Here is a 21,471-nt window from a genome sequence, read left to right on the forward strand (position 1 = left end):
CCACTCCTCTCGCGCGCCCGGGCCCGCCCCGCGGCCGTACACCGGCAGACGTGTAGGGACTATGGTTGGAGTAAGCGATCGCTTAGCCACCTCGGGAGAAGCCGTGCCGGTCATCGATGTGTGGATGCAACACCCCACGCTCCGTCACTCCAACCACGAGATGTTCGAGTCGTTGCGCCGCTGGACGGGGCAGGGACCGCTGGAGGAGCCGCTGCCGGTCAAGGCCACCGTGGCGGCCATGGCCGCGGCAGATGTGGAGATCGGTCTCTCGGCGGCCTGGTACGGGCCGCAGGGACCGCTGATCAGCAACGACGAGGTGGCCGAGTTCGTCGCCCAGTCCGACGGACGGCTGCGCGGGGTCGCTGGCGCGGACCTCACCCGGCCCGTCCAGGCCGTGCGCGAGCTGCGCCGAGCCGTTCAGGAACTCGGCTTCGTCGCCCTGCGAATCGTACCCTGGCTGTGGCAACTGCCGCCGACCGACCGGCTGTACTACCCGCTGTACGCCGCCTGCGTCGACCTCGGCATCCCCTTCTGCACCCAGGTCGGGCACACCGGCCCGCTGCGCCCCTCCGAAACCGGTCGCCCCATCCCCTATATCGACCAGGTCGCGCTCGACTTCCCCGAACTGACCATCGTCTGCGGTCACATCGGCTACCCGTGGACCATGGAGATGATCGCAGTGGCCGACAAACACGCCAACGTCTACATCGACACCAGCGCCTACACCACCCGCCGCTACCCGCAGGAACTCGTCGAGTATCTGCGCGGCCGGGGCCGTGGGAAGGTGCTGTTCGGCACGAACTACCCCATGATCAGCCCTGTCCAGGCACTGGAACACCTCGGTGATCTCGACCTGGACGAAGAAGCCACCGAGCTGTTCCTGTCCGGGAACGCTCGTCGGGTCTTCAGCCTCTGACCCCGAAGTCCGGGTCGGCGCCGGTCATGTGCGCCGGCGGTAGTAGGTGATGTCGTCCGTGGTCGTGTAGTTGCCGTGGTCGACGCATCGCCGTCCCGGCCGGTGCGCTGGTCGGGCAGACGTGGCCGCGCCTGCCGTTCGTCCGGAAGATGAACCCTCCATACCCACCGGCCTGGTCAGCGACCGCGTCTTCACCGACGAGGAGATGCCGGGCATGGGCTGGTCGCTCTCGGTGGCCCTGCTCCCCGTGGTGCTCATCGCCGGAGCGGCGGTCATGGACCTGGCCAGCTCGGGGTCGGGGCCCGTCCTGCACTTCATCGCCTTCATCGGTTCGGCGCCCATCGCCCTGCTCCTCACCCTGGCCGTCGCGATCCGGGCGTTCGGCCCGCGGATCGGCCGCAGCCTGGAAGGGGTCAGCGCATCCTGCGGGTCGGCCGCCCAGGCGATGGCGATGATCCTGCTGGTGATCGGCGCGAGCGGCGCGTTCAAGCAGGTCCTCGTGGACGGTGGGATCTCGGACCACATCAAGAACACCACTGCCGGCTGGTCCCTGTCGCCGATCATCCTCGCCTGGCTCATCGCCGCCGTCCTGCGCGTGGCCCTCGGCTCGGCCACGGTCGCCGTGGTCATCGCCTCGGGCGTGGCACTGCCACTGCTCGCCGGCAGCGGAGTCCACCCGGAGATCATGGTCCTCGCCATCTCCTGCGGATCGATCGCCTTCTCCCATGTCAAGGCGCGCACCACCTATACGACTGCGCTTTCCGTGCTCGGGCTCGGCGGTGTCCTCGCCATGGAGTCGATCCTGGAGGCCTTGAGCGTGTGACGTCGTCGCAAAGGTGCGGCCGTTCCGTCATCGTCCTCCCGTCCTCCCGCGCCAGGACCTGCGGACCTCGGTGTGGCAGACATCCCGGGCATAAAGGGCGAGACATGATGGGGGTACCGATGTGTTCCGCGAGGAGGAGTACGGCATGGCCGAGTCGGGCTCTGGCGGTGCGGAGGGCGTGGCGAGCGGCAAGTCGCGGTTCGACGACATCTACGACCGGCCGGACCCCCGCATGTACTTCCGCCGGCTCGCCCCGCTGGAGTACGAGATCCCGCACCATGCCCAGCCGGTCTTCCGGCAGGCCGCCGCCCAGCGGGCCGCGCTCGACGACGGCCGCCCCCATCGGCCGGCGGTGCTGGACCTGTGCTGCTCGTACGGGATCAACGCCGCGCTGCTCAACCACGACGTGACGCTTGCGGAGATGTACGAGCGATACACCTCACCCGCCTGCCAGGACATGTCGACGGCGCAACTCGCGGCGTGGGACAGGGAGTACTACGCCGAGCGGCGCCGAGCGGACGCGGTGCCGGTGTTCGGCCTGGACGTCGCGGCGCCGGCCGTGCGGTACGCGCTGGAGGTGGGCCTCCTGGACGCCGCCTTCACCGACGACCTGGAACAGGGACCGCCCGGCCCCGGGCTGATGAGTGCGCTCGCCGAGGTCGGGCTCATCACGCTGACCGGCGGCGGCAGCTACATCACCGCCCGGACGTTCACGGCACTGCTCGACGGTACCCGGAGACCGGTATGGATCAGCGCGTTCGTGCTGCGGACGGTGTCGTACCACCCGGTCGTGCGCACCCTGGCCGAACACGGGCTGCACACCACGCTCGATGTCTCGCGCACCTATCCACAGCGGCTCTTCACCGACGAGCGCGAACAGCGGTTTGCGATCGCCACGGTACGGGCACTGGGTCATGACCCTGCCGGGCGCGAGGCGGAGGGGCGTTTTCACAGCCTGCACTATGAGTCACGACCTGGCACAGGGTGACATCGGTCCGGATGAGCAGCTCGCAGTGGTCAGCCACCGGGCCGAGAATGGAGGGGGGGCAGGAGGGAGAGAGTCCAGATGGCGCGTCCAGTCGGTATAGACCTGGGAACGACGAACTCCGTGGTCTCGGTCCTCGAGGGCGGCGAGCCCACCGTGGTCACCAACGCCGAGGGTGCCCGGACGACGCCTTCGGTCGTGGCCTTCGCGAAGAGCGGCGAGGTGCTGGTCGGGGAGGTCGCCAAACGGCAGGCCGTCACCAACGTCGATCGCACCGCCCGCTCCGTGAAGCGGCACATGGGTGATCACGGCTGGCGGTTCCCCGAGCACGGTGACATCGAAGGCAAGCGGTACACGGCGCAGGAGATCTCCGCACGCGTGCTGCAGAAACTCAAGCGGGACGCGGAGTCGCACCTGGGCGAGGACGTCACCGACGCCGTGGTCACCGTCCCCGCCTACTTCGACGACGCCCAGCGGCAGGCGACCAAGGAGGCCGGGGAGATCGCCGGTCTGAACGTACTGCGGATCATCAACGAGCCGACGGCCGCCGCGCTGGCGTACGGCCTGGACAAGGAGAACGACCAGACGGTCCTCGTCTTCGACCTCGGCGGCGGTACCTTCGACGTGTCCCTGCTGGAGATCGGCGAGGGCGTCATCGAGGTCAAGGCCACCAACGGCGACACCCACCTCGGCGGCGACGACTGGGACCAGCGGATCGTCGACCACCTGGTCACGACCTTCAAGAACAATTACGGCATCGATCTCGCCAAGGACAAGATGGCCGTGCAGCGGCTGCGGGAGGCCGCGGAGCGGGCCAAGGTCGAGTTGTCGAGCTCGACGGAGACGAACGTCAACCTTCCCTACATCACGGCTTCCGCGGAGGGCCCGCTGCACCTGGACGAGAAGCTCACCCGCGCCCAGTTCCAGCAGCTGACGTCGGATCTGCTGGAGCGTTGCAAGGGCCCCTTCCACAACGCGATCAAGGACGCGGGGATCAAGGTGTCCGACATCAACCACGTCATCCTGGTGGGCGGCTCGACGCGTATGCCGGCGGTGACGGACCTGGTGCGGGAGCTGACCGGCAAGGACCCGCACAAGGGTGTGAACCCGGACGAGGTGGTGGCCGTGGGGGCATCGCTCCAGGCCGGTGTTCTCAAGGGCGAGGTCAAGGACGTCCTGCTGCTCGACGTCACCCCGCTGTCCCTCGGCATCGAGACCAAGGGCGGCATCATGACCAAGCTGATCGAGCGCAACACCACGATCCCGACCCGCCGTTCGGAGATCTTCACCACCGCCGAGGACAACCAGCCCTCCGTGACGATCCAGGTCTTCCAGGGCGAACGGGAGATCGCCGCGTACAACAAGAAGCTCGGCATGTTCGAGCTGAGCGGTCTGCCGCCGGCGCCGCGCGGAGTGCCGCAGATCGAGGTGACCTTCGACATCGACGCCAACGGGATCATGCACGTCTCGGCCAAGGACCTGGGCACCGGCAAGGAACAGAAGATGACCGTGACCGGCGGCTCGGCGCTGCCCAAGGACGACATCGACCGCATGGTCCGCGAGGCGGAGCAGCACGCCGAGGAGGACCGCAGGCGCCGGGAGGCCGCGGAGACCCGTAACCAGGCCGAACAGCTCGTCCACTCCACCGAGAGGCTCATCAGGGACAACCCCGACAAGATCCCGGCCGACGCGAAGAACGAGACGGAGAGCGCGCTCACGGAGCTGAAGGAGCGGCTGAAGGGCGAGGACACGGCGGCGATCCGGCAGGCCATGGAACGGGCGGCCGAGGCGGCGCAGAAGATCGGGGCGGCCATGTACGAGAGGTCCCGCACGGAGAGTGAGGCGGCCGCCGGTACGGACACGTCCTCCGCCGCCTCCTCGGACGAAGGCGTGGTGGACGCCGAGATCGTCGACGACGACAAGCCGGAGGCGGGCTGACGATGGACAAGGGCCGGCTGCAGAATCCGGACCTCGCCCAGTTGCAGCGTCTGCTGGAGGAACGCACGGCCGACCTGCAGCGGGTGAAGGCCGAGTACGACAACTACCGCAAGCGGGTGCGGCGGGACCGCATGGCCGTGTGCGAGATCGCCGTGGTCAATGTCCTGCGTGCCCTGCTGCCTGTGCTGGACTCGGTCGACCGCGCGTGCGCGCACGAGCCCATGACGGTGGGCCTGAGGGACATCGCCGACACGCTCGGCACTCAGTTGGGCTCCCTGGGACTCGAGGTGTTCGGGGAGAAGGGCGACCCCTTCGACCCGGCGTGCCACGACGCCGTCACCCACCACATCGGCTCCGACACCGACCAGCTGATCTGCACGAAGATCCTGCGCCCCGGCTACCGGCTCGGTCCCCGACTGCTGCGCCCGGCCAACGTGGAGGTCACCGGGCCGGAGCCGGCCGCGCGAACCCCGCTCGTGCACGATCGGGGGGAGCCCCGGTTCACGGTGATCGACACGGGGGACGGGCCCCGCGGGTGCGGCGCGTAGGCGGAAACCGCCGCACGACGCCGGCCGTCCGGCCGGTACGATGAACTGGCCTCACCGGCAGACCATCCGCTCCCGGGCGGTGGCGAAGATCGCCGCCCCGCTGGTCGGTTCCCGGGCTGCGACGGGACCGTTCGGGTGCCTGTGACACCCGTGCGTCCGACTCGATGTGCGGGCTAGGGCCGTGCACTGTTCACTGGGCGGAACGGAACGTTCCGAGCGCACGGGAGTCGCGGTATGGGCGGGCACGGGACACGGGGCACGGCGGGCGCGGTGCTGGCCGTGATCGCGGTAGCGGTGACCGGGTGCTCCGGCAACTCCGGAAGCCCCTCCGGCAGCGTCAGCAAGGCGGCCTCGGCGGCCTCCTCCGCCGCCTCCTCCCTTGCCTCCCGGGGAGCGGACGCGCTGGCCTCGGCCTCGGCTGAGGCCAGACGGAAGCTCGACGAGGCCAAGGGCGGGGTCAACGCCAAGGACGAGGTGACACTCGGTTCCGTCGCCATCGGCGGCGACGGCCGGGCCACGGCCAGGGTGACGGCCAAGAACACCGCCGGTTCGGCCAAGTCCTTCGCGGTCCAGGTCAATTTCACCGACAAGAGCGGCAATCTGCTGGACGTGGTCGTGGTGACGGTCAAGGACGTGGCCGCCGGTGCCTCCGGCGAGGGCACCGCCCGTAGCAATCGCAAGCTCAACGGCGAAGTGCACGCGGTCGTCGGCACGGCGGTGCGCTACTGACCGCGCGGGCCTGCAGCCGACCTGGCCCGGACGAACCCCTGGACGAGGTGCCGGGTGAAGACGAGTCCGGCCACCAAGGCTCCGGCCAGGATGAATCGCGAGCCCATCGCGGTGGCGCCCAGCCCCCACGTCAGGTCGAACAGAGCAGCGTCCGGCTCCTACATCCGCTGCGCTGCGAGTGTGCAGGGCGGGCCGCGGGCGTACTCGTGATCGATCGCGGGCCGCTGCGAGAGGTCGGGGTCGGCTCGGTTCGTGCCCCGATGCCCGCAGCGGCGACAATGGGACTCCCACACCGGGCGAGGTGGTGACGATGCCCGCTTGGCATCTGCGCGACTATCACGACGACGATCTCGACCAGGCCATACAGATCTGGGACCAGAGCCGCCGGGCCGACGAGGACCGGGTGTTTCCGGTCTCGGAGGTGATGGCCGCCGCCAAGGCCGGTCAGACGGCGGTCGTCGCCGTGGTCGGCGACGAACTGGTGGGTATGGCCGTGGCGCAGGCCCACGGCAAACGGGGCTGGATCCTTCTGGTGGCACTCGCCTCCCGATGGCGCGAGCGCGGGATCGGCAGTGCGCTGCTCGCCGAACTGGAACGGCGCCTGCGCGCACTGGACGTGCGCCACATCAGCGCGCTGCTCCCCGCCGGTGCCGCCGGGACGAAGGCTCTGGAGAACTCCGGCTACCGGTTCCGCGACGACCTGACCTATTACGAGAAACTCGAACCACCGGGAACCGCCAACGCCGACGTCCTCGCCGCGCTGGGCGGCCGTATGCTCCCCGAGGGGCTTTGGGACACCATGGCCGGCATGGAGCGCGAGAAAGAGGTCATCGAGCGCCGTGTCGTGCTCCCGCTGACCGAGCCCGCGCTGGCGGACCGCTACGGTGTCGGGCCACCCAAGGCGATCATCCTGTTCGGCCCGCCCGGCACCGGCAAGACCAGTTTCGCCAAGGCGGTGGCCTCGCGGCTCGGCTGGCCGTTCGTGGAACTCTTCCCGTCCCGGCTCGCGGCCGACACGAGTGAGGGCCTGGCCGCGGCGCTGCGAGAGACCTTCGCGGACCTCGCGGAACTGGACTCGGTACTGCTCTTCATCGACGAAGTCGAAGAGATCGCGGGGGTGCGTTCCGGGAAAGCGGTCGATCCCGGCCACGGAGTCACCAACGAGCTGCTCAAACTCATCCCTGTCTTCCGCGAGCACGACTCACGGCTGCTGGCCTGTGCCACCAATTCGGTGCGCTCTCTCGACGCGGCCTTTCTGCGGCCCGGCCGGTTCGACTACGTCATTCCCGTCGGCCCGCCGGACCCGACCGCCCGGGCGGCGATCTGGGACCGCTACCTCAGGGCATCCGCGGCCGCGGTCGACCTCCACCAACTGGTCGAGGCCAGCGAGCTGTTCACCCCGGCCGACATCGAATTCGCCGCCCGCAAGGGCGCGCAGGCCGCGTTCGAACGGGAAGTCACGCAACGCCGGGGCCGGCCCGCCACCACCGAGGACTACATGACCGCCATCGCCGACACCCGCCCGACGCTCACCGCACAGGCCGTCCAGGAGTTCGCCGAGGACATCGACACCTACAGTCGGCTCTGAGCCACGACGTCGCTCGGTGCGCCGCTGCCTGTCGGGCGATGAGGACAGCGTGCTCAGCTGTCGTCGCGCAGGCCCCAGGGAGAGCCGTACTCGGTGAGCAGGTCCAGGAACGGGCGCGGGGGCAGGGCTTCCGGACCGAGCACGCCGGTGCCGGACCAGGCGCCGGTGGACAGCAGTTCCAGGGCGACGACCGGGTTGACCGCCGTCTGCCAGACGACCGCCTGCGAGCCGTACTCGCGCATGGACCACTGGTTGTCGACCACGTGGTACAGGTACACCTCACGCGGCGCGCCGTCCTTGGTGCCCTTGACCCAGGTACCGGCGCAGGTCTTGCCCGTCATCCGCTCGCCCAGGCCGGCCGGATCGGGCAGGCACGCGGCGACCACGTCCCGCGGCGAGACCTGTACGGGTCCATCGTCGCCGGGCACGCTCACCCTGGCCGTCGAGTCCAGGCCCAGTTGGTGAAGCGTCTTCAGCTTGGCGATGAAGTCGTCGCCGAGCCCGTACTTGAACGTGACGCGCCGCGCTTCCACCCAGCGGGGAATCAGCAGCACCTCTTCGTGCTCGACATTGACACACTCCACCGGGCCGATGCCCTCGGGGAAGTCGAAGACCTCGGGCTCGCTGAACGGAGCGGTGGTGAACCAGCCGCGGCCCTTCTCATACACCACCGGCGGGTTGAGGCACTCCTCGATGGTCGTCCAGATGCTGAAGGAAGGCGCGAAGTCGTAGCCCTCGACCGTCAGGTTGGCGCCGTCCCGGACACCGATCTCCTCGATGTCGTCGAAGAGTTCGTCTGCCGCGTACCGGGCGAAGACATCGGACAGGCCCGGCTCGACGCCCATTCCCACCAGTGCCAGCCGTCCCGCCTCTGCCCAGCGCCGGGCCAGTGCGAACTGTTCGTCCCCGAGCTTGACACCGCACTGCTCATAGGGGCGCGAGCCGTGCGGTGCGGACAGTGACATCGCCATGTCCAGGTAGTCCGCGCCGGCCTCCAGGGCGGCCCGGAACAGCGGCATCACGAACCGGGGGTCGGTGGCGTTGAGCAGCACGTCGCACCGCTCCTCGACGAGCATCCGGCGGACCGCGTCCTGGTCCGAGGCGTCCAGCCGTCGCGCGCTGAACCGGGCGCCCTGCTCGCCCAGTGCCGCGACCGCGGTCTCGGCGCGGACGAGGTCGTAGTCGGCGACGATCATGTGGGCGAGGAACTCGCGGCGAGCGGCGATCCGGGTGACGGCCGTCCCGACACCTCCCGCACCCACCAGAAGTACGCGCATGTCACACACCTTTCTCCCGGGAGGCGGGCGCCTCCGGACGGGCTCGATGCAACGCGACGCCGGGATATAAGGTCAACCCCGTTGGCATAAGGTAGGCCGGGCGGAGGGTGGGCGCAGGCGACTCGCGGCCGGCGGCGGAAGGACGACCGAGATGGCGAAGCAGGTGGTGCCGGAGGCGGCACGGCAGCGGCGGCGGCCCACGCGCGGCGGCACCGTGCTGTCGGAGGAGATCATCGTGCGGACCGCCCTGCGGGTGCTGCGGGAGCACGGCAGCACCGGGCTGACGGCACGCCGACTAGGCGCGGCGCTGGGCGCCGATCCGAGCACCCTCTACCGCTACTTCGCCGGGATGGACGATCTGGCCCGGGCCATCGGGGACGAGTTGATGGGCAGGGCTCTCGACAGCTGGACGGCCACCGGGGACTGGCGCACGGACCTGCGCGCGCTGGGCCTCGCCATCCACGCCTCCTACCTCGCCCACCCGCAGGCCGCCGTCCTCACCGCCAGCCGGGTCACCGGAAGGCCTCGCGAGATCGCGGTGGACGAGACCATCCTCGGCATCCTGCGCGGCGCCGGGCTGCCCGACCCCGTGGCGGTCCGCGTGTACCACGCCTTCATCGACCAGAGTCTCGCCTTCGCCGCGCTCGACGCCGGATCGCTCGCGCTGGCGGACGAGGCCCGCGCGGGCGACGAGGAGATGTGGCACTCCACCTATGCCCGCCTGCCCGCCGAGTCGCATCCGAACATCGCCGCCACGGCACACCTGCTGGCCCGCTACATGCCGCACAGCGCCTATCCGGCCGCCCTGGAGATACTGCTGGAACACATCGCCGCACAACTCCCCCGATCGGGGGCATGACACTCACGGCTCCGCCACCGAGTCCCCCATGGCCGGGGAGGGGCGGTGAATGTGAAGGTCCGAAAGGGAGGGAAATGTCAGACGTGCGCCAGGCTCGTGTCTCCGACCACGGCAGGATCGTCGAATGCGTGCAGAAGTGGTGGGGTGACTCACGCACGCCTGAACAGTCCCGTGAGTTGTCCCTGTCGTTGCCGAAGCTGTTCTTGCAGTCCTTCTCCCGAACGAGCCTGGTGGTGGAAGACGATGAGGGCATCAAGGCCTTCCTGGTCGGCTTCTATTCCGCGGACAACGCGGATGACGCCTATATCCACTTCGTGGGAGTGAGCCCGAGCCTGCGCGGGCAGGGCGTGGCCCGCGGCCTGTACACGGCGTTCTTTCAGCGTGCCGCCGGAGCGGGCCGCCGGCGGGTGCGCGCGGTCACCTCGCCGGTGAATGCCGGATCCATCGCGTTTCACCGCGCCATGGGGTTCGATCTCGAAGCGGGCGACCGCGACGTTGACGGCCTGCCGGTGCACAGCGACTACGACGGCCCCGGCCAGGATCGCGTGTGCTTTTGCAAGCGCATCACGCCAGGGACGTGAGACTGGCCGGTCCCGATGTGGTGAGCCTGAGAACGATAGGTGTCGTATTTGCACGACAACTGTCGTCATCCGCGTCCGACCTCCTGGTGCAGGTGCTCTCGGGACGCCCTCCACGAGTCGCCGGGAAGCGGCGTTGTCAGTGGGCTCTGCCAGGGTGTGCGTCGTGGATGAACTGGTGGAGCGTGTCGACGATCAAGACCGTGTGCTGGGGGTGGTGGTCAGCCGCCGGCAGGCCGTCCGGGAAGGTTGGCTGCACCGGGTCGCCGTGACGGTGTGTCGTGATGAGCGTGGGCGGATCCTCGTCCACCGCCGGTCGGAGCAGCTGTCGCGCTTCCCCGGGTTCTACGAGGTCGTGGTCGGTGGTGCCGTGGATGTCGGTGAGTCCTATCAACAGGCCGCCGCGCGGGAGCTGGCTGAAGAGCTGGGCACTCGTGTGCTGCCGCGCTTGCTGTTCACGTTCCTCAACCGCAGCGGTTTGAGCCCTCACTGGCTCGGCGTGCACGAAGCCGTGGTGCCGGATGCCGTGGTGCCGGATGCCGTGGTCCCCGATCCCGATGAGGTCGCCTGGCATGGCTGGCTGACGGAGCCGGAGCTGCGGTCGGCCCTACTGGAGTGGCGCTTCACCCCCGACAGCCACGAAGCCTTCAGCCGGTACCTCGCGTTCCGGACCGCACAGTCCTGACCTTGCCCGCCTTTGCTTGCAATAGGCGCGGTAGACGCAAGAACGATACGAATCTGACGACAGTTGTCGTGCTCAGCGGTCCAGAAACCCCCTGGCCAGGGTGCCGGGTTGACGACGACTAGCTCGCTCCGTCTCATGCGGGTCGTTGGGCGGAGAGGGCAGGATTCGAACCTGCGTGGATCCCGAGGGATCCGACCGTGAGGCGTTGCTCGCTGGTCCCCGATAAGCCGCTCCGGGCACCTCTCCCGATGCTCCCGGCAGTCCGTTCTCCCGCACCGCCGTTCACATCAACAACCTTGGCAGGAGCGGCTGACAGGGCTCTGACGCAGCCCTGACACCAGGCCGGACCACCAGAAGGGGGCACCGCCCGAAAGAGGGTTGTGAGGTCAGGTGGGTGCGCGAGATCGTTTGAGGCGATACTGCCGGTGTCGTCTGCTGGAGGACCTCCGTGACCGATGTTGCGCCTGCCCCGCTGCCCGCCCCTCCCTACTACGCCGTGGTGTTCACCGCCGTGCGGACCGCCGGCGACAACGGCTACGCGGAGAGAAGCGAGCGGATGATGAAACTGGCTGCCGACCAGCCGGGATTCCTCGGTGTCGATTCCGCTCGCGGTGCGGACGGCCTGGGGATCACGGTGTCGTACTGGAGGGACGAGGAGTCGATTGCCGCGTGGCGGGATCACGCCGAGCACGCCCTGGCCCGTGCGCACGGGCGCGAGCACTGGTATGCCTCGTTCTCGCTCCACGTGGCCAAGGTCGAGCGCTCCTACGGGTTTACCCGCCCGGCAGATCTGTAGCGGTTCCGGGCCTCCACCGACCTGCGGCACCGACACCTTCGTGGCCACCGACTCGCTCACGCTCCTAGCCGGACTCGGGGAAGGTGTCCGGCAGGCCGAGCGCGGCGGACACGTGGCGCCAGACGGACCTGAGGGCGATGTCCTGGGTGACGGTGGGGTCGCGGAGCATGAGGCGGATGCCGTAGCCGTCGCTCAGGGAGAGAACGAGCGTGCAGAGGTCGTCCACGTCGGTCGGGGTGAACTCACCGGACGCGATGCCACGCCGTACGGTGTCGGCCACCCAGGCGTGCAGTTGTGCGTACAGGTCCACGGCATAGGCCCGGGTCGCCTCGTCGCGCAGCGCGCGGACCCACAGTTCCTGCCACAGTCGCCAGTCCTGCTGCAGTTCGGGATCGGTCGGGAGCAGGTTGCGCACGATGCGGGCCAGGATGACCGCCGTCGGCGCCGTCTCCGCGTCCCGGTCCACGTCGAGGGCCGTGCCGCATTCCTGGCCCGGCTGGCCGCCGAGCACCTGCCGTCCGGCGTGCTCAACGTCGTGTGCGGCGACCGGGACACCGGGCGTTCGCTCGTCGCCCACCCGCACGTCCGGCTGGTCGCCGTCACCGGCAGCGTCCGCGCCGGACAGCAGATCGCCGCCGCGGCCTCGGCCGACCTCAAGCGGCTGCACCTCGAACTCGGCGGCAACGCACCGGTGCTGGTCCACGAGGACGCCGATCTCCACGAGGCCGTGGCGCAGCTGTCGATGGCGGCCTTCTACAACGCGGGCCAGGACTGCACGGCGGCCACCAGGATCCTCGTTCATCACCGGATCCACGACACCCTCCTCGCCGCTTTCACCCAGGCCGCCGCACGGCGGCTGCCCGGAGCCCCGGACGAGGCGCGCGCCGACTTCGGCCCGCTCGCCAACTCGGCCCAACTCGCCTCCGTAGTTGGTCTGTTGGCCCGCCCCCGAACACTGCGGGATCGTCACCGGCGGCACGCCCCTGGACCGCCCCGGCTACTTCCACCCCGCGACGGTGATCGCCGGGGCCCGCCAGGAGGACGAGATCGTGCAGAGCGAGGTGTTCGGCCCGGTCGTCACCGTCCAGCCGTTCGCCGACGAGTCCGAAGCGCTCCGGATGGCGAACGCCGTGCCCCAGGGTCTGGCCGCGAGCGTGTGGACGCGCGACCACGACCGCGCCATGCGCACCAGCCGCGCGCTTCGCACGGGCATCGTCTGGGTCAACACCCACGGCACCACGGTCTCGGAACTCCCGCACGGCGGCGTACGGTACTCCGGCTACGGCAGCGACCTGTCCCTCACCGGCCTGCTCGAGTACACCCAGGCCAAGCACGTGATGCTGTGACGGGCACGGACCGGCAGGGCATGTCGTGCAGTCGTGGTCAAGGATGCCGAACTCGGCGTTGGCACGCAGCGCAGCCTGGCCGGTCCCAGCGGGGTGGACATGAGCCACCAGTCGGGCTCGTCGGTGGGCTCGATGGACCGAACGATCCACTCCTGCAGCTGTCTACGCAGACCGGCGTCGAGCGAGCCGAAATAGTGGGCGTCGTTGCGGTCGGCGATCGCGGCCAGTACCGGGGCCGGGGCCCCATGTGCGCGGCCACGGCCTGGTCGCTCAGGACTGGGCTCGGGCCATGAGCAGCGCGACGTCGTCCTCACCACCGGGCGAGCGCAGAATCTCCAGGACGCGGTCGCAGGTGGCTTCCAGATCGTGGCCGCGTGACGCGGTGAGGGCGTCGAGGAGGGCGTCCAGGCGAGCGTCGATGGGTTCGCTTCGGGTTTCCACCAGGCCATCGGTGTAGAGGACCAGCTCGTCGCCGGGGCGGAAGGGGATGGTGGCGGCCTCGAAGGGGACCCCGCCGACGCCCAGCGGTGCGCCGGTGGGAAGGTCGAGCAGCTGTGCTGCGTTGCCCAAACGCATCAGGGCCGGGGGCAGGTGGCCGGCGAGGCAGATCTCGCACTGGCCCTGGTGAGGGTCGTAGACGCAGTAGATGCAGGTGGTGATGGTCTGCTCGACCCCTTCGGTCAGGTGGTCCAGGTGACGTAGGGCCTCGGCGGGGGCGAGGGCGAGTTCGGCGAAGGCACGGGCGGCACTGCGCAGTTGCCCCATGGTGGCGGCGGCTTTGATGCCGCTGCCCATGACGTCCCCGACGACCAGGGCGGTTCGGTCACCCTGGAGAGGTATGGCGTCGTACCAGTCGCCGCCGATCTCGCTCGTGGCGCCGGCGGGCTGGTAGCGGCAGGCGACCTCCAGGCCGGGCAGGCGCGATGCCGGCTCGGGAAGCAGACTGCGCTGGAGGGTGAGGGCCGCCTGGCGCTGGGCCTGGTATCCGCGGGCGTTGTCGATGCAGACCGCGGCCCGGGAAGCCAACTCCCAGGCGAGGAAGGCGTCGTCGTCGTCGAAAGGTGCCGGGTTCCGGGTGCGTTTGAGGTCGAGGGCGCCGAGGACTTCGCCCCGGGCCATGAGCGGTACGGTCAGGTAGGAGTGAACGCCGGCCGCCGCCAGGAGGGACGCGGCCTCGCCGTGTCGGGCGATGCGCTCAAGATCCTGACGGGTGGTGTGGGACACCAGGACCGGTTGCCGGGTGCGCACGCACCGGGTGATCAGCCGGTCGCTGCCGTAGGGGGCGACTCCCCCTGGTGGGTCGGCCGCCCGGTCCGCCTCGGCGGAGTGGGCCGCGCGGACGGCGAGGGCGCGGAAGAGGGCCGGGCCCTCACCTGGCGCGGTCCGGCCGTCCAGGGCACTGTCGAGCATGTCCACGACCGCCACATCGGCCAGGACCGGTACGACGACGTCGGCGAGCTCGCACGCCGTCGTCTCCAGGTCGAGGGTGGTGCCCACGGACGCCGAAGCCGTGGCGATCAGTGCGAGCCGTTGCCGGGCCCGCGCCGCCTCGGCAGCGGCTCGATGGCGCTCGGTGACATCGATGACGGAGTAGGCCAGGCCCAGCACCCGCCCACTGGAATCCTCCAGCCGGTAGTACGAGACGGACCAGGCATGGTCGTGGTCCGGGTCGGCGGGGGGACGACAGACGATGTTCCGGTCCACGACCGACTCGCCGGTCTCCAGGACCCGGCGCAGCCGTGCCTCGGGGTCGGTGTCCAGATAGGTCAGAACCTCGCCCACCGGCCGGCCGAGACGCTCGGCGGCGGACTGACCGGTGATGCGTTCGAGAGCAGGGTTCACAGCCAGGTACCGCAGGTCCGGGTCCAGCAGGGCCAGCCCGACCGGGGACTGGGACACCAGGCGCATGGCCAGGGCGGCATCTCGCTCGACCCGCTCCACGGCCGCCTGGTCCGCGGCGAGGCCCAGGACATAGGTGTCACCGAGGTCGTCCATCAGCCGCATGTTGCGGAACTCCACCAGGCGGGTGCTGCCGTCCTTGTGCCGGATCGGGAAGGCCCCGGCCCAGTCGGTGCCGGATTGCATGACCTCGGCGAACAGCTTGATCACCTGGTCCCGGTGCTCCTCGTGGACCGTCAGCACAGCCGCGTACTCGCCCAGCGCCTCCGCCGCGGTGTAGCCGAACAGTTCCTCGGCCTGCCGACTCCACAGGACCACCCGGCCCTGCGCGTTCAGAACCACCGCGGCGACGCCCAGCAGGTCGAGCAGCCCGCTGGGCGGGCCGGCGGGACCCGCCACTGACCGGGCGTCGCCTGCTTGGGAGGAGTCCGTCGTGCCCATGCCTCATTTCCCTCCCGCTCGGCGCCTCGGCTCGTGCCGTACCGGCGGGTTTTCTGCCTCCATCCATGGTCGCCCCACACCGAGCCAGCACACACCTGGACGGACCGCTGACATCGCCACGCGGCCTTGTGCTCAGCGGCCCGGCACACGAGCGCGGCACCCGGCGGATCAGTGGCCGCCACGTCCCTGGGCCGCCGCGACCAGGCTGGGCTGGAGGCGGCGGGCGACGTCGACGTGGTCACGGGTCCAGATGATGCGGACGGCGGTGGCTGTGGCCTGGCCCCCGCCGTCGACCAGGTCGGTGCGGACGGATCCCACGAGCCGGGCGGCGGACTCGGGATGCAGCTGGACGGGGTCCGGGGAGGGGGCACGCCGGCTGAGGCTCGCCGCGAAGCCGCGGTACCACTGCGCGACGCGGGATGCGGCGCCGAGGACTGCGCGGTGGGCATCGGTCTGGGCGGCGTCCCCGGGTGCCGGACCGCAACCCCGCCACAGGGAGACGACGGCATCGGCGGCCAGCCGCAGGGCGGCCACGCCGGTGACCAGTGTCGTCATGTCCGCCATGGACAGGGGCTTCGCGCCGCGTTCGGCGAGGTAGGTCCGGAAGGCGTCGTCGAGGCGGCGGGCGGCGGCCGCCGCCTCGCGGCTCTGCCGCACGGGTTCGTCGAGGGTCTTCGCGGAGGTGCAGTGGGCGAGGGCGAAGTCCACGGCGTCGACGAGGTAGCGGGCGCTGTCGGTGTACGCCTCGGCGAGAGCCGTGTGGACGGCGGCCGTGGCACCACGGGGCCAGAAGAACAGCGCGACGATGATGCTGACGGCGCAGCCCAGACCGATGTCCTGCACGCGGAGCAGGGCGATGTGCCAGTCGGGGTTCTGGCCGATGTTGAACAGCACGACAAGGGTGACCGTGAAGGCGGCCTGCCCCGCGGTGAAGGAGACGGCGGCGGGGGCGATGCCGGCCACCAGGATGGCGAACGGGAGCAGGAACCACAGGCCGGTGCCGTGGTGCCCGATGAGTTGCAGCAGCCCGGCGCCGACGAAGGAGCCGAGCACGGTGCCGAGCACCGCACGCAGGGCGCGCTGGCCGGTGTTGAGGGCGTTGGAGCGCATTACGGACAGGGTGCCGAGCAGTACCCAGAAGGAGTGCTGTACCCCGGCCAGGTCGGCGAGGAGCACCGCGATGCCGAGTCCGACGGCGCCGCGCAGGCTGTTGTGCAGCCACACCGAGCGTGGTCCGAGATGCGCCGCGGCCCTTTCGCGGGCCAGGGCCAGCGGCGCGGTCAGCGCGGCCGGTTCGCGGCCGAGGAGCCGGTCTGACCAGGGGCGTTGCCATGCGGTGGCGGCCAGTTCGACGTTGCCGGCGATCTGCAGGACGGCGTACCCGAGCTCCTGGGCGCGGAAGGACGGGTCGAGTGTGGCGATGAACGCGTAGATCTCCGCCGGGCTGTCACCGATCGGGGGGCCGGCGGGCAGGCGCGTGGTGGAGGTCTTCTCCATCCCGGCGATGATCGCTCGCAGCCTCTCCATGGAGGTCCGCAGCGGGCCCGCGTCCCCGCACATGTCGGTCAGGAGGTCGGCGGCGTGATCGAGGACGTCCGCGGCCACGAGGCGGGCCGTGCGCGCGGCGGGGTCGCAGGCCGGTGGCCCGTCGGTGGGGGCCGGTCGGTCCGCCAGGATGATGCTCACCCAGGTCAGCTCGTCGACCAGGCGGACCACGGCGCGCGAGGTCGTGGACAGGCCGGTCGGGCGGTACGGGGTGGTGTCGAAGACGCGCCGCAGTTCCGCGCCGGCGTCGGCGGTCCGGTCGGCTGCCGCCCGGCGCTGCGCGGCGTCGGCCACGGGTCCGAGTCCGCCCAGGCCGGCGGCGTCCGTGCGCAGGTGTGCGGCGGCGGCGCGGCAGACCCGGGCGGCAGGCGCGCTGAGCGTATCGGCGACGGGGCGCGGCCACAGCAGGCAGACCGCGGGCAGCGCCGCCGCTGCCGCGAGCCCGGCGCCCGCGAGGCGGTCGAACAGCTGGGACGGCGGCACCGGTGTCGTGACCGGCAGGACGAACGCCAGCAGGAGCGCGGTCGTGCTGCCCGCCAGGAGTGAGCTGACGACGCCGGAGAACAGGACGACAAAGCCGACCAGTAGCGTCGTGGCGACGGCGAGCCAGGTCTGGCGCGCCACCAGTGTCCCCACGCAGATCAGCACCGCCCAGGCCACCGCGAGCGCCGTCTGCGCCCGCAGCCGCTCCACCATCGGACCGCTGAAGTCGACCAGCAGCAGCATCGAGAAGGACCCGAACGCGGCGAAACTCGCCATCGTCGAAGAGTGGAGCGCCTGACTGCACAGGGCGAACAGGGTCGGCATGACGATCGCGGTCCGTGCGGCGCGCCGCGTCGCCGCCAGATCCGGATCGCGCTCACGCAACCATGTCACCAGGCGCGTCGCGGTCGGCATACGCCCCGCGAACTGCACGGACATGGACACCTCCCGCCGACACGGCCCTGGCTGGGTTCCGGAGCCGGGAAACACGTCTCCCTCACGTTAAGGGTCCGGCGCTCACCAGGCCGCGCATGGCTCGTGGACCGACCGCCTCGGCCATGGCGAACCACGACGGCGGCGGACCGGGTCGCCGGTCGTCGGTCGTCGGTCGTCGGTCGTCGGTCGTCGGTCAGGACAGGGGCGCCCGCCTGCGCCTCCGAGCCACCAGCACTGCGGCGGCGCTCAGAACGAAGGCTCCGCAGGCCGCCCCCGCCCACGCGGCGGTCGGCAGTTTGTGCCCGCCGTCGTCGCGAGCGGAGCCGGTGACGGTGACGGTGAGGTAGCCGGTCTGCGTCACCCGCCCGTGGTGGCTGACGACGGTGACGGGATACCTGCCCGGCTTCAGGCCGGGCTTGATCCGTGCCGGGCCCCAGAAGACCGGGTCGTCCCCCTCATGGCCCTTGGGTACGTCGAATGTCAGCTTGGCCGGGGTCTGGAACGCCGGCGATGTCGCGGCCATCCGATCCTGCTCCCCGAGGTCCGGGTGCGCGTCCTCCCACCTGACGTACACCGTCCTGCCCGCCGCGATCGTGAAGCCCTTGGCCCGGGCGTCGTACAGGTAGCCCTGCTTCCCGAAGAACGCGGGGCCCTTGGCCTGGCCCACGTAGTCGTCGTCGCCGGGGCGGGCCGAGCGGATCTCCAGCCTTGCCTCGGCCTTCCGCTTGCCGCCCGCATCGGTCACCCATACCGCGTACGTCCCGTCATGGAGGGTGTACTGCAGCGGCACGTCGAAGGCGTTGAAAGTACGGGTGTTGTTCCAGGACTTCTTGTCGTGTGCGAGGCGGACCGGCGAGGTGAACGCCGTGGAGTGAGCCGTGAAGGAATACCCACGCTCACCGGGGAACAGGTCGTCGAAGAAGACATTCACCGTCATGCCCGGCCGCCTCGGGTTGCCGCCGTCCACCTCGATGGACGGACCCTTCATCGGCTTGACATCGATGGTGTCACGGGCCACGACCTTGCCTCGGGCCTTGACGACGAGCGGATACGATCCGGGTCTGGCCGATGCCGGGATGGGCGCCTTGAAACCGAACCCCCCGGTGTTCCCGGCCTCGTTGTCCATCGGGATCGGTGCCGCGAAGACCGGTGATTCGGCCACCAGGTGCGCGCCCGGCTTCCAGTCGTAGTTGAGCAGATCGATACCGATGGCCTCTCCGGGGTGTGGGTCCGCGTACGCCTGGCTGATCCTCGGCGGGTCTTCGCCGGCCGCCGCCGGCTGCACCAAACCCGCACACGTCAGCACTCCGCCGCATACGCCGACGGTCACCACCCGTTGCCAGCTCGCCCTCATGGTCCCCCTCTCGGTCACAGAGGAAGAGGGCGAGAACGTGGCAACGGTTGTCCGGCATACCCACCGACGTACCGGATTCAGGCGGGCCTCCTCGTCGTCGAAGGAGGTCGACATCAGGCAGGCCAACTCGGTCCGAGAGCGCAGTTCCCGGGAGACCGTCACACCGTCGCCGTCGCGCAGACGCGCACGCGTGTTTCGTGCAGTGGAGCGCGCGGATCGTGCAGGAGTTCACGCGGACGTCGTTCGCATACTCGGTGGCTCAAGGACCGACGGGACCGGATGACACTCGGAGGCACAGTTCCATGCGGACGTTCGTCTACACATCCCACCCCGCGCGGGTGGTCTTCGGCGCCGGCACAGTCAGCCGGCTCGGCGAGGAGGTCGGGCGGCTCGGCTGCTCCCGGGTGCTGCTGCTGTCCAGTGGGCCCCTCGCGGCAGCCTCCGACAGGGTCCGCCAGGCGCTCGGCGGCCTGCTTGCGGCGGAGTTCGACGGCGCGGCCATGCACACCCCGGTGGAGGTGACCCAGCAGGCGCTCGACGTGCTCAGGGAGGCCTCCGTGGACGGCATCGTCGCCGTCGGAGGCGGTTCCACGACGGGGCTTTCCAAGGCGCTGGCTCTGCGCACGGGACTGCCGCAGGTGATCCTGCCGACCACGTACGCCGGCTCCGAGGTGACCCCCGTCCTCGGTGAGACGCGGGACGGACGCAAGGTCACCCGGTCGTCTCCGGACATCCTGCCCGAGACCGTCGTCTACGACGTCGACTTCACCCTCACCCTGCCGCTGTCCCTGACGGTCACGAGCGGCGTGAACGCGCTCGCCCACGCCGTCGAGGCCCTGTACTCCGCCGACGCGAACCCGGTGACCGACCAGCAGGCCCTCGACGCGATCTCCCGCATCGCCCGGGCGCTGCCCCGCCTCGCCGCAGACCCGGCCGACCTGGCGGCGCGCGCAGATCTGCTGCACGCGGCCTGGCTCGCCGGGACCTGCCTCGCCACCGTGGGCATGGGCCTGCACCACAAGCTGTGCCACACCCTCGGCGGCAGCTTCGATCTCCCGCACGCCGAGACGCACACCGTCGTCCTCCCGCACGCCATGGCCCACAACGCGCCCGCGGTGCCCGAGGTGATGCGCCGCATCGCCGACGCCCTGGGCGTGCCCGACGCGCCCAGCGGCGTGTACGACCTGGTCGCCGCCCTGGGCGGCCCCACCTCGCTGCGCGACCTCGGCATGCCGGAGGCCGGTCTCCCCCGCGCGGCCGAGCTGGCCACCTCCACGCCGTACCCGAACCCGCGTGAGCTGACCACCGAGGGCATCGCGGAGCTGCTGGCCGGCGCCTGGCACGGACGCCGCCCCGAGGCGCCCCCCGCCACGGAGGCCAAGCTGGCCCGCCTCACCGAGCAGGTCGTGGCCAGCTTCGCGCAGGCCGCCGACCCGCGCGTCCGCACCCTGCTGAGCGACCTGGTCCGGCATCTGCACACCTTCGTCGCCGCCAACGACGTCACCGATGCCGAATGGCAGTACGCCATCGACTTCCTCACCCGCACCGGCGCGAGCTGCAGCCCGACGCGTCAGGAGTTCGTGCTGCTGTCGGACACGCTCGGCGTCTCCAGTGCCGTGGATCTGCTCACCAACTCCCGTACTCCGCACACCACTCCGTCCGCGGTGCTCGGACCCTTCTACGTCGAGGGTCCGCCCGAAACCCCGCACGGCGGCGACATCTCCGGAGGGCTGCCCGGCACCCCGCTCTGGGTGGACGCGCGGATCACGGACACCGCCGGCGAGCCGGTCGGGGACGCGGTCGTGGATGTGTGGCAGTCCAACGAGGACGGCTTCTACGACGTCCAGCTCCCGGAGCTGGAGGGGCCGGTGCTGCGTGGCCGGCTGCGCACCGACGGACAGGGTCGGATCACGTTCTGGTCCATCCTGCCCGCGGAGTACCCGATCCCCCAGGACGGGACGGTCGGACAGATGCTCAAGGCGACCGGACGCCACCCCTTCCGCGCGCCCCACCTGCACTTCATGATCGACGCGCCCGGCCACCGCCGGCTCGTGACGCAGCTGTTCGTGTCGGGCGGTGCCTACCTGGACAGCGACACCGTCTTCGGCGTCAAGGACGAGCTCGTCGTCGACTTCGCACCACAGACCGGTCCCACCCCCGACGGCCGCGCGGTCGACGGCGAGTGGCGCCGGCTCGCATACACCTTCCGTCTCGCCCCCCTGGCCGGATGACCGAGGAGCGCCCAG

Annotated in this window: 17 protein-coding genes and 4 pseudogenes; 14 read left to right on the forward strand and 7 right to left on the reverse strand. The window is 70.4% G+C overall.

Translation table 11 applies throughout. The annotated features are described in order from the left end of the window. Positions 1-103 precede the first annotated feature (103 nt). The 7 genes and pseudogenes from ACZ5NH_RS29915 to ACZ5NH_RS29945 all read left to right on the forward strand — a co-directional run bounded on the left by ACZ5NH_RS29915 (position 104) and on the right by ACZ5NH_RS29945 (position 7,527). A complete protein-coding gene (locus ACZ5NH_RS29915) occupies positions 104-916 on the forward strand; it encodes an amidohydrolase family protein (RefSeq protein ID WP_468779551.1) in 813 nt (270 codons plus the stop codon). A 77-nt stretch (positions 917-993) separates the two neighbouring features. Beyond that, positions 994-1,739: pseudogene (locus ACZ5NH_RS29920) on the forward strand (GntT/GntP/DsdX family permease); the annotation flags it as partial. 145 nt (positions 1,740-1,884) lie between these two features. Continuing rightward, positions 1,885-2,727, forward strand: coding sequence for a hypothetical protein (locus ACZ5NH_RS29925; RefSeq protein WP_468779553.1), 843 nt, complete (start codon positions 1,885-1,887; stop codon positions 2,725-2,727). 78 nt (positions 2,728-2,805) lie between these two features. Beyond that, on the forward strand, positions 2,806-4,662 hold the full coding sequence (dnaK, locus tag ACZ5NH_RS29930; RefSeq protein ID WP_468779555.1) for a molecular chaperone DnaK: 1,857 nt from the start codon (positions 2,806-2,808) through the stop codon (positions 4,660-4,662). 2 nt (positions 4,663-4,664) lie between these two features. After that, complete coding sequence (gene grpE, locus ACZ5NH_RS29935) at positions 4,665-5,210, forward strand: nucleotide exchange factor GrpE (RefSeq protein ID WP_468779557.1); 546 nt, start codon at positions 4,665-4,667, stop codon at positions 5,208-5,210. Between the two features lie 234 nt (positions 5,211-5,444). Continuing rightward, a complete protein-coding gene (locus tag ACZ5NH_RS29940; protein WP_468779559.1) occupies positions 5,445-5,939 on the forward strand; it encodes a hypothetical protein in 495 nt (164 codons plus the stop codon). A 310-nt stretch (positions 5,940-6,249) separates the two neighbouring features. Then, a complete protein-coding gene (locus tag ACZ5NH_RS29945; protein ID WP_468779561.1) occupies positions 6,250-7,527 on the forward strand; it encodes an ATP-binding protein in 1,278 nt (425 codons plus the stop codon). Between the two features lie 53 nt (positions 7,528-7,580). Here the strand turns inward: ACZ5NH_RS29945 and ACZ5NH_RS29950 are convergent, their stop codons facing one another. Then, positions 7,581-8,804, reverse strand: coding sequence for a saccharopine dehydrogenase family protein (locus ACZ5NH_RS29950; RefSeq protein ID WP_388631315.1), 1,224 nt, complete (start codon positions 8,802-8,804; stop codon positions 7,581-7,583). A 151-nt stretch (positions 8,805-8,955) separates the two neighbouring features. Between ACZ5NH_RS29950 and ACZ5NH_RS29955 the strand changes: the two genes are divergently transcribed. From ACZ5NH_RS29955 to ACZ5NH_RS29965, 3 genes are all read left to right on the forward strand, one after another. Next, positions 8,956-9,663 carry a TetR/AcrR family transcriptional regulator gene (locus tag ACZ5NH_RS29955; protein WP_468779563.1) on the forward strand — a complete coding sequence of 236 codons (708 nt, stop codon included), beginning with the start codon at positions 8,956-8,958 and terminating at the stop codon, positions 9,661-9,663. Between the two features lie 74 nt (positions 9,664-9,737). Next, positions 9,738-10,244, forward strand: a complete 507-nt coding sequence (locus ACZ5NH_RS29960) for a GNAT family N-acetyltransferase (RefSeq protein WP_468779565.1) — start codon at positions 9,738-9,740, stop codon at positions 10,242-10,244. A 163-nt stretch (positions 10,245-10,407) separates the two neighbouring features. Then, positions 10,408-10,926 carry an NUDIX domain-containing protein gene (locus ACZ5NH_RS29965; RefSeq protein WP_468779567.1) on the forward strand — a complete coding sequence of 173 codons (519 nt, stop codon included), beginning with the start codon at positions 10,408-10,410 and terminating at the stop codon, positions 10,924-10,926. Positions 10,927-11,076: 150 nt separating this feature from the next. Here ACZ5NH_RS29965 and ACZ5NH_RS29970 read toward each other — a convergent pair. Then, positions 11,077-11,172 (reverse strand): annotated as a pseudogene (locus ACZ5NH_RS29970). A 202-nt stretch (positions 11,173-11,374) separates the two neighbouring features. On the opposite strand from ACZ5NH_RS29970, the gene ACZ5NH_RS29975 reads away from it, so the two are divergent. Next, the gene (locus ACZ5NH_RS29975) at positions 11,375-11,722 is read left to right on the forward strand and encodes an antibiotic biosynthesis monooxygenase family protein (RefSeq protein WP_451556539.1); all 348 of its coding nucleotides are present in this window, start codon (positions 11,375-11,377) and stop codon (positions 11,720-11,722) included. Between the two features lie 64 nt (positions 11,723-11,786). Here ACZ5NH_RS29975 and ACZ5NH_RS29980 read toward each other — a convergent pair whose 3' ends face one another. After that, entirely contained in the window at positions 11,787-12,350 is a 564-nt protein-coding gene (locus ACZ5NH_RS29980) for a TetR family transcriptional regulator C-terminal domain-containing protein (RefSeq protein ID WP_468779743.1), read from the reverse strand. On the opposite strand from ACZ5NH_RS29980, the pseudogene ACZ5NH_RS29985 reads away from it, so the two are divergent. Next, a pseudogene (locus tag ACZ5NH_RS29985) lies at positions 12,258-12,605 on the forward strand (aldehyde dehydrogenase family protein); the annotation flags it as partial. The gene ACZ5NH_RS29980 and the pseudogene ACZ5NH_RS29985 sit on opposite strands and share 93 nt — an antisense overlap. A 46-nt stretch (positions 12,606-12,651) precedes the next feature. Further along, positions 12,652-13,068: an aldehyde dehydrogenase family protein gene (locus tag ACZ5NH_RS29990; RefSeq protein WP_468779569.1), complete on the forward strand. Its 417-nt coding sequence runs from the start codon at positions 12,652-12,654 to the stop codon at positions 13,066-13,068. Positions 13,069-13,338: 270 nt separating this feature from the next. Here the strand turns inward: ACZ5NH_RS29990 and ACZ5NH_RS29995 are convergent, their stop codons facing one another. The 4 genes and pseudogenes from ACZ5NH_RS29995 to ACZ5NH_RS30010 form a co-directional block, all read right to left on the reverse strand. Then, positions 13,339-15,408, reverse strand: a complete 2,070-nt coding sequence (locus tag ACZ5NH_RS29995; protein WP_468779571.1) for a SpoIIE family protein phosphatase — start codon at positions 15,406-15,408, stop codon at positions 13,339-13,341. A 168-nt stretch (positions 15,409-15,576) separates the two neighbouring features. Beyond that, complete coding sequence (locus tag ACZ5NH_RS30000) at positions 15,577-17,874, reverse strand: FUSC family protein (RefSeq protein WP_468779573.1); 2,298 nt, start codon at positions 17,872-17,874, stop codon at positions 15,577-15,579. A 190-nt stretch (positions 17,875-18,064) separates the two neighbouring features. Next, positions 18,065-19,225, reverse strand: a complete 1,161-nt coding sequence (locus ACZ5NH_RS30005; protein ID WP_468779575.1) for a hypothetical protein — start codon at positions 19,223-19,225, stop codon at positions 18,065-18,067. Between the two features lie 69 nt (positions 19,226-19,294). Further along, positions 19,295-19,408, reverse strand: a pseudogene (locus tag ACZ5NH_RS30010) (DNA-binding response regulator); the annotation flags it as partial. Between the two features lie 119 nt (positions 19,409-19,527). On the opposite strand from ACZ5NH_RS30010, the gene ACZ5NH_RS30015 reads away from it, so the two are divergent. After that, positions 19,528-21,456, forward strand: coding sequence for a maleylacetate reductase and hydroxyquinol 1,2-dioxygenase domain-containing protein (locus ACZ5NH_RS30015; protein ID WP_468779577.1), 1,929 nt, complete (start codon positions 19,528-19,530; stop codon positions 21,454-21,456). Positions 21,457-21,471 lie beyond the last annotated feature (15 nt).

The sequence above is a fragment of the Streptomyces sp. NPDC031426 genome (genome assembly GCF_055581585.1).

Bases quoted from the DNA above. Each gene is read 5' to 3' on its own strand.
- ACZ5NH_RS29925 (WP_468779553.1), top strand. From the start codon at position 1,885: ATGGCCGAGTCGGGCTCTGGCGGTGCGGAGGGCGTGGCGAGCGGCAAG.
- dnaK (WP_468779555.1), top strand. From the start codon at position 2,806: ATGGCGCGTCCAGTCGGTATAGACCTGGGAACGACGAACTCCGTGGTC.
- grpE (WP_468779557.1), top strand. From the start codon at position 4,665: ATGGACAAGGGCCGGCTGCAGAATCCGGACCTCGCCCAGTTGCAGCGT.
- ACZ5NH_RS29940 (WP_468779559.1), top strand. From the start codon at position 5,445: ATGGGCGGGCACGGGACACGGGGCACGGCGGGCGCGGTGCTGGCCGTG.
- ACZ5NH_RS29945 (WP_468779561.1), top strand. From the start codon at position 6,250: ATGCCCGCTTGGCATCTGCGCGACTATCACGACGACGATCTCGACCAG.
- ACZ5NH_RS29950 (WP_388631315.1), bottom strand. From the start codon at position 8,804: ATGCGCGTACTTCTGGTGGGTGCGGGAGGTGTCGGGACGGCCGTCACC.
- ACZ5NH_RS29955 (WP_468779563.1), top strand. From the start codon at position 8,956: ATGGCGAAGCAGGTGGTGCCGGAGGCGGCACGGCAGCGGCGGCGGCCC.
- ACZ5NH_RS29960 (WP_468779565.1), top strand. From the start codon at position 9,738: ATGTCAGACGTGCGCCAGGCTCGTGTCTCCGACCACGGCAGGATCGTC.
- ACZ5NH_RS29995 (WP_468779571.1), bottom strand. From the start codon at position 15,408: ATGGGCACGACGGACTCCTCCCAAGCAGGCGACGCCCGGTCAGTGGCG.
- ACZ5NH_RS30000 (WP_468779573.1), bottom strand. From the start codon at position 17,874: ATGTCCGTGCAGTTCGCGGGGCGTATGCCGACCGCGACGCGCCTGGTG.
- ACZ5NH_RS30005 (WP_468779575.1), bottom strand. From the start codon at position 19,225: ATGAGGGCGAGCTGGCAACGGGTGGTGACCGTCGGCGTATGCGGCGGA.
- ACZ5NH_RS30015 (WP_468779577.1), top strand. From the start codon at position 19,528: ATGCGGACGTTCGTCTACACATCCCACCCCGCGCGGGTGGTCTTCGGC.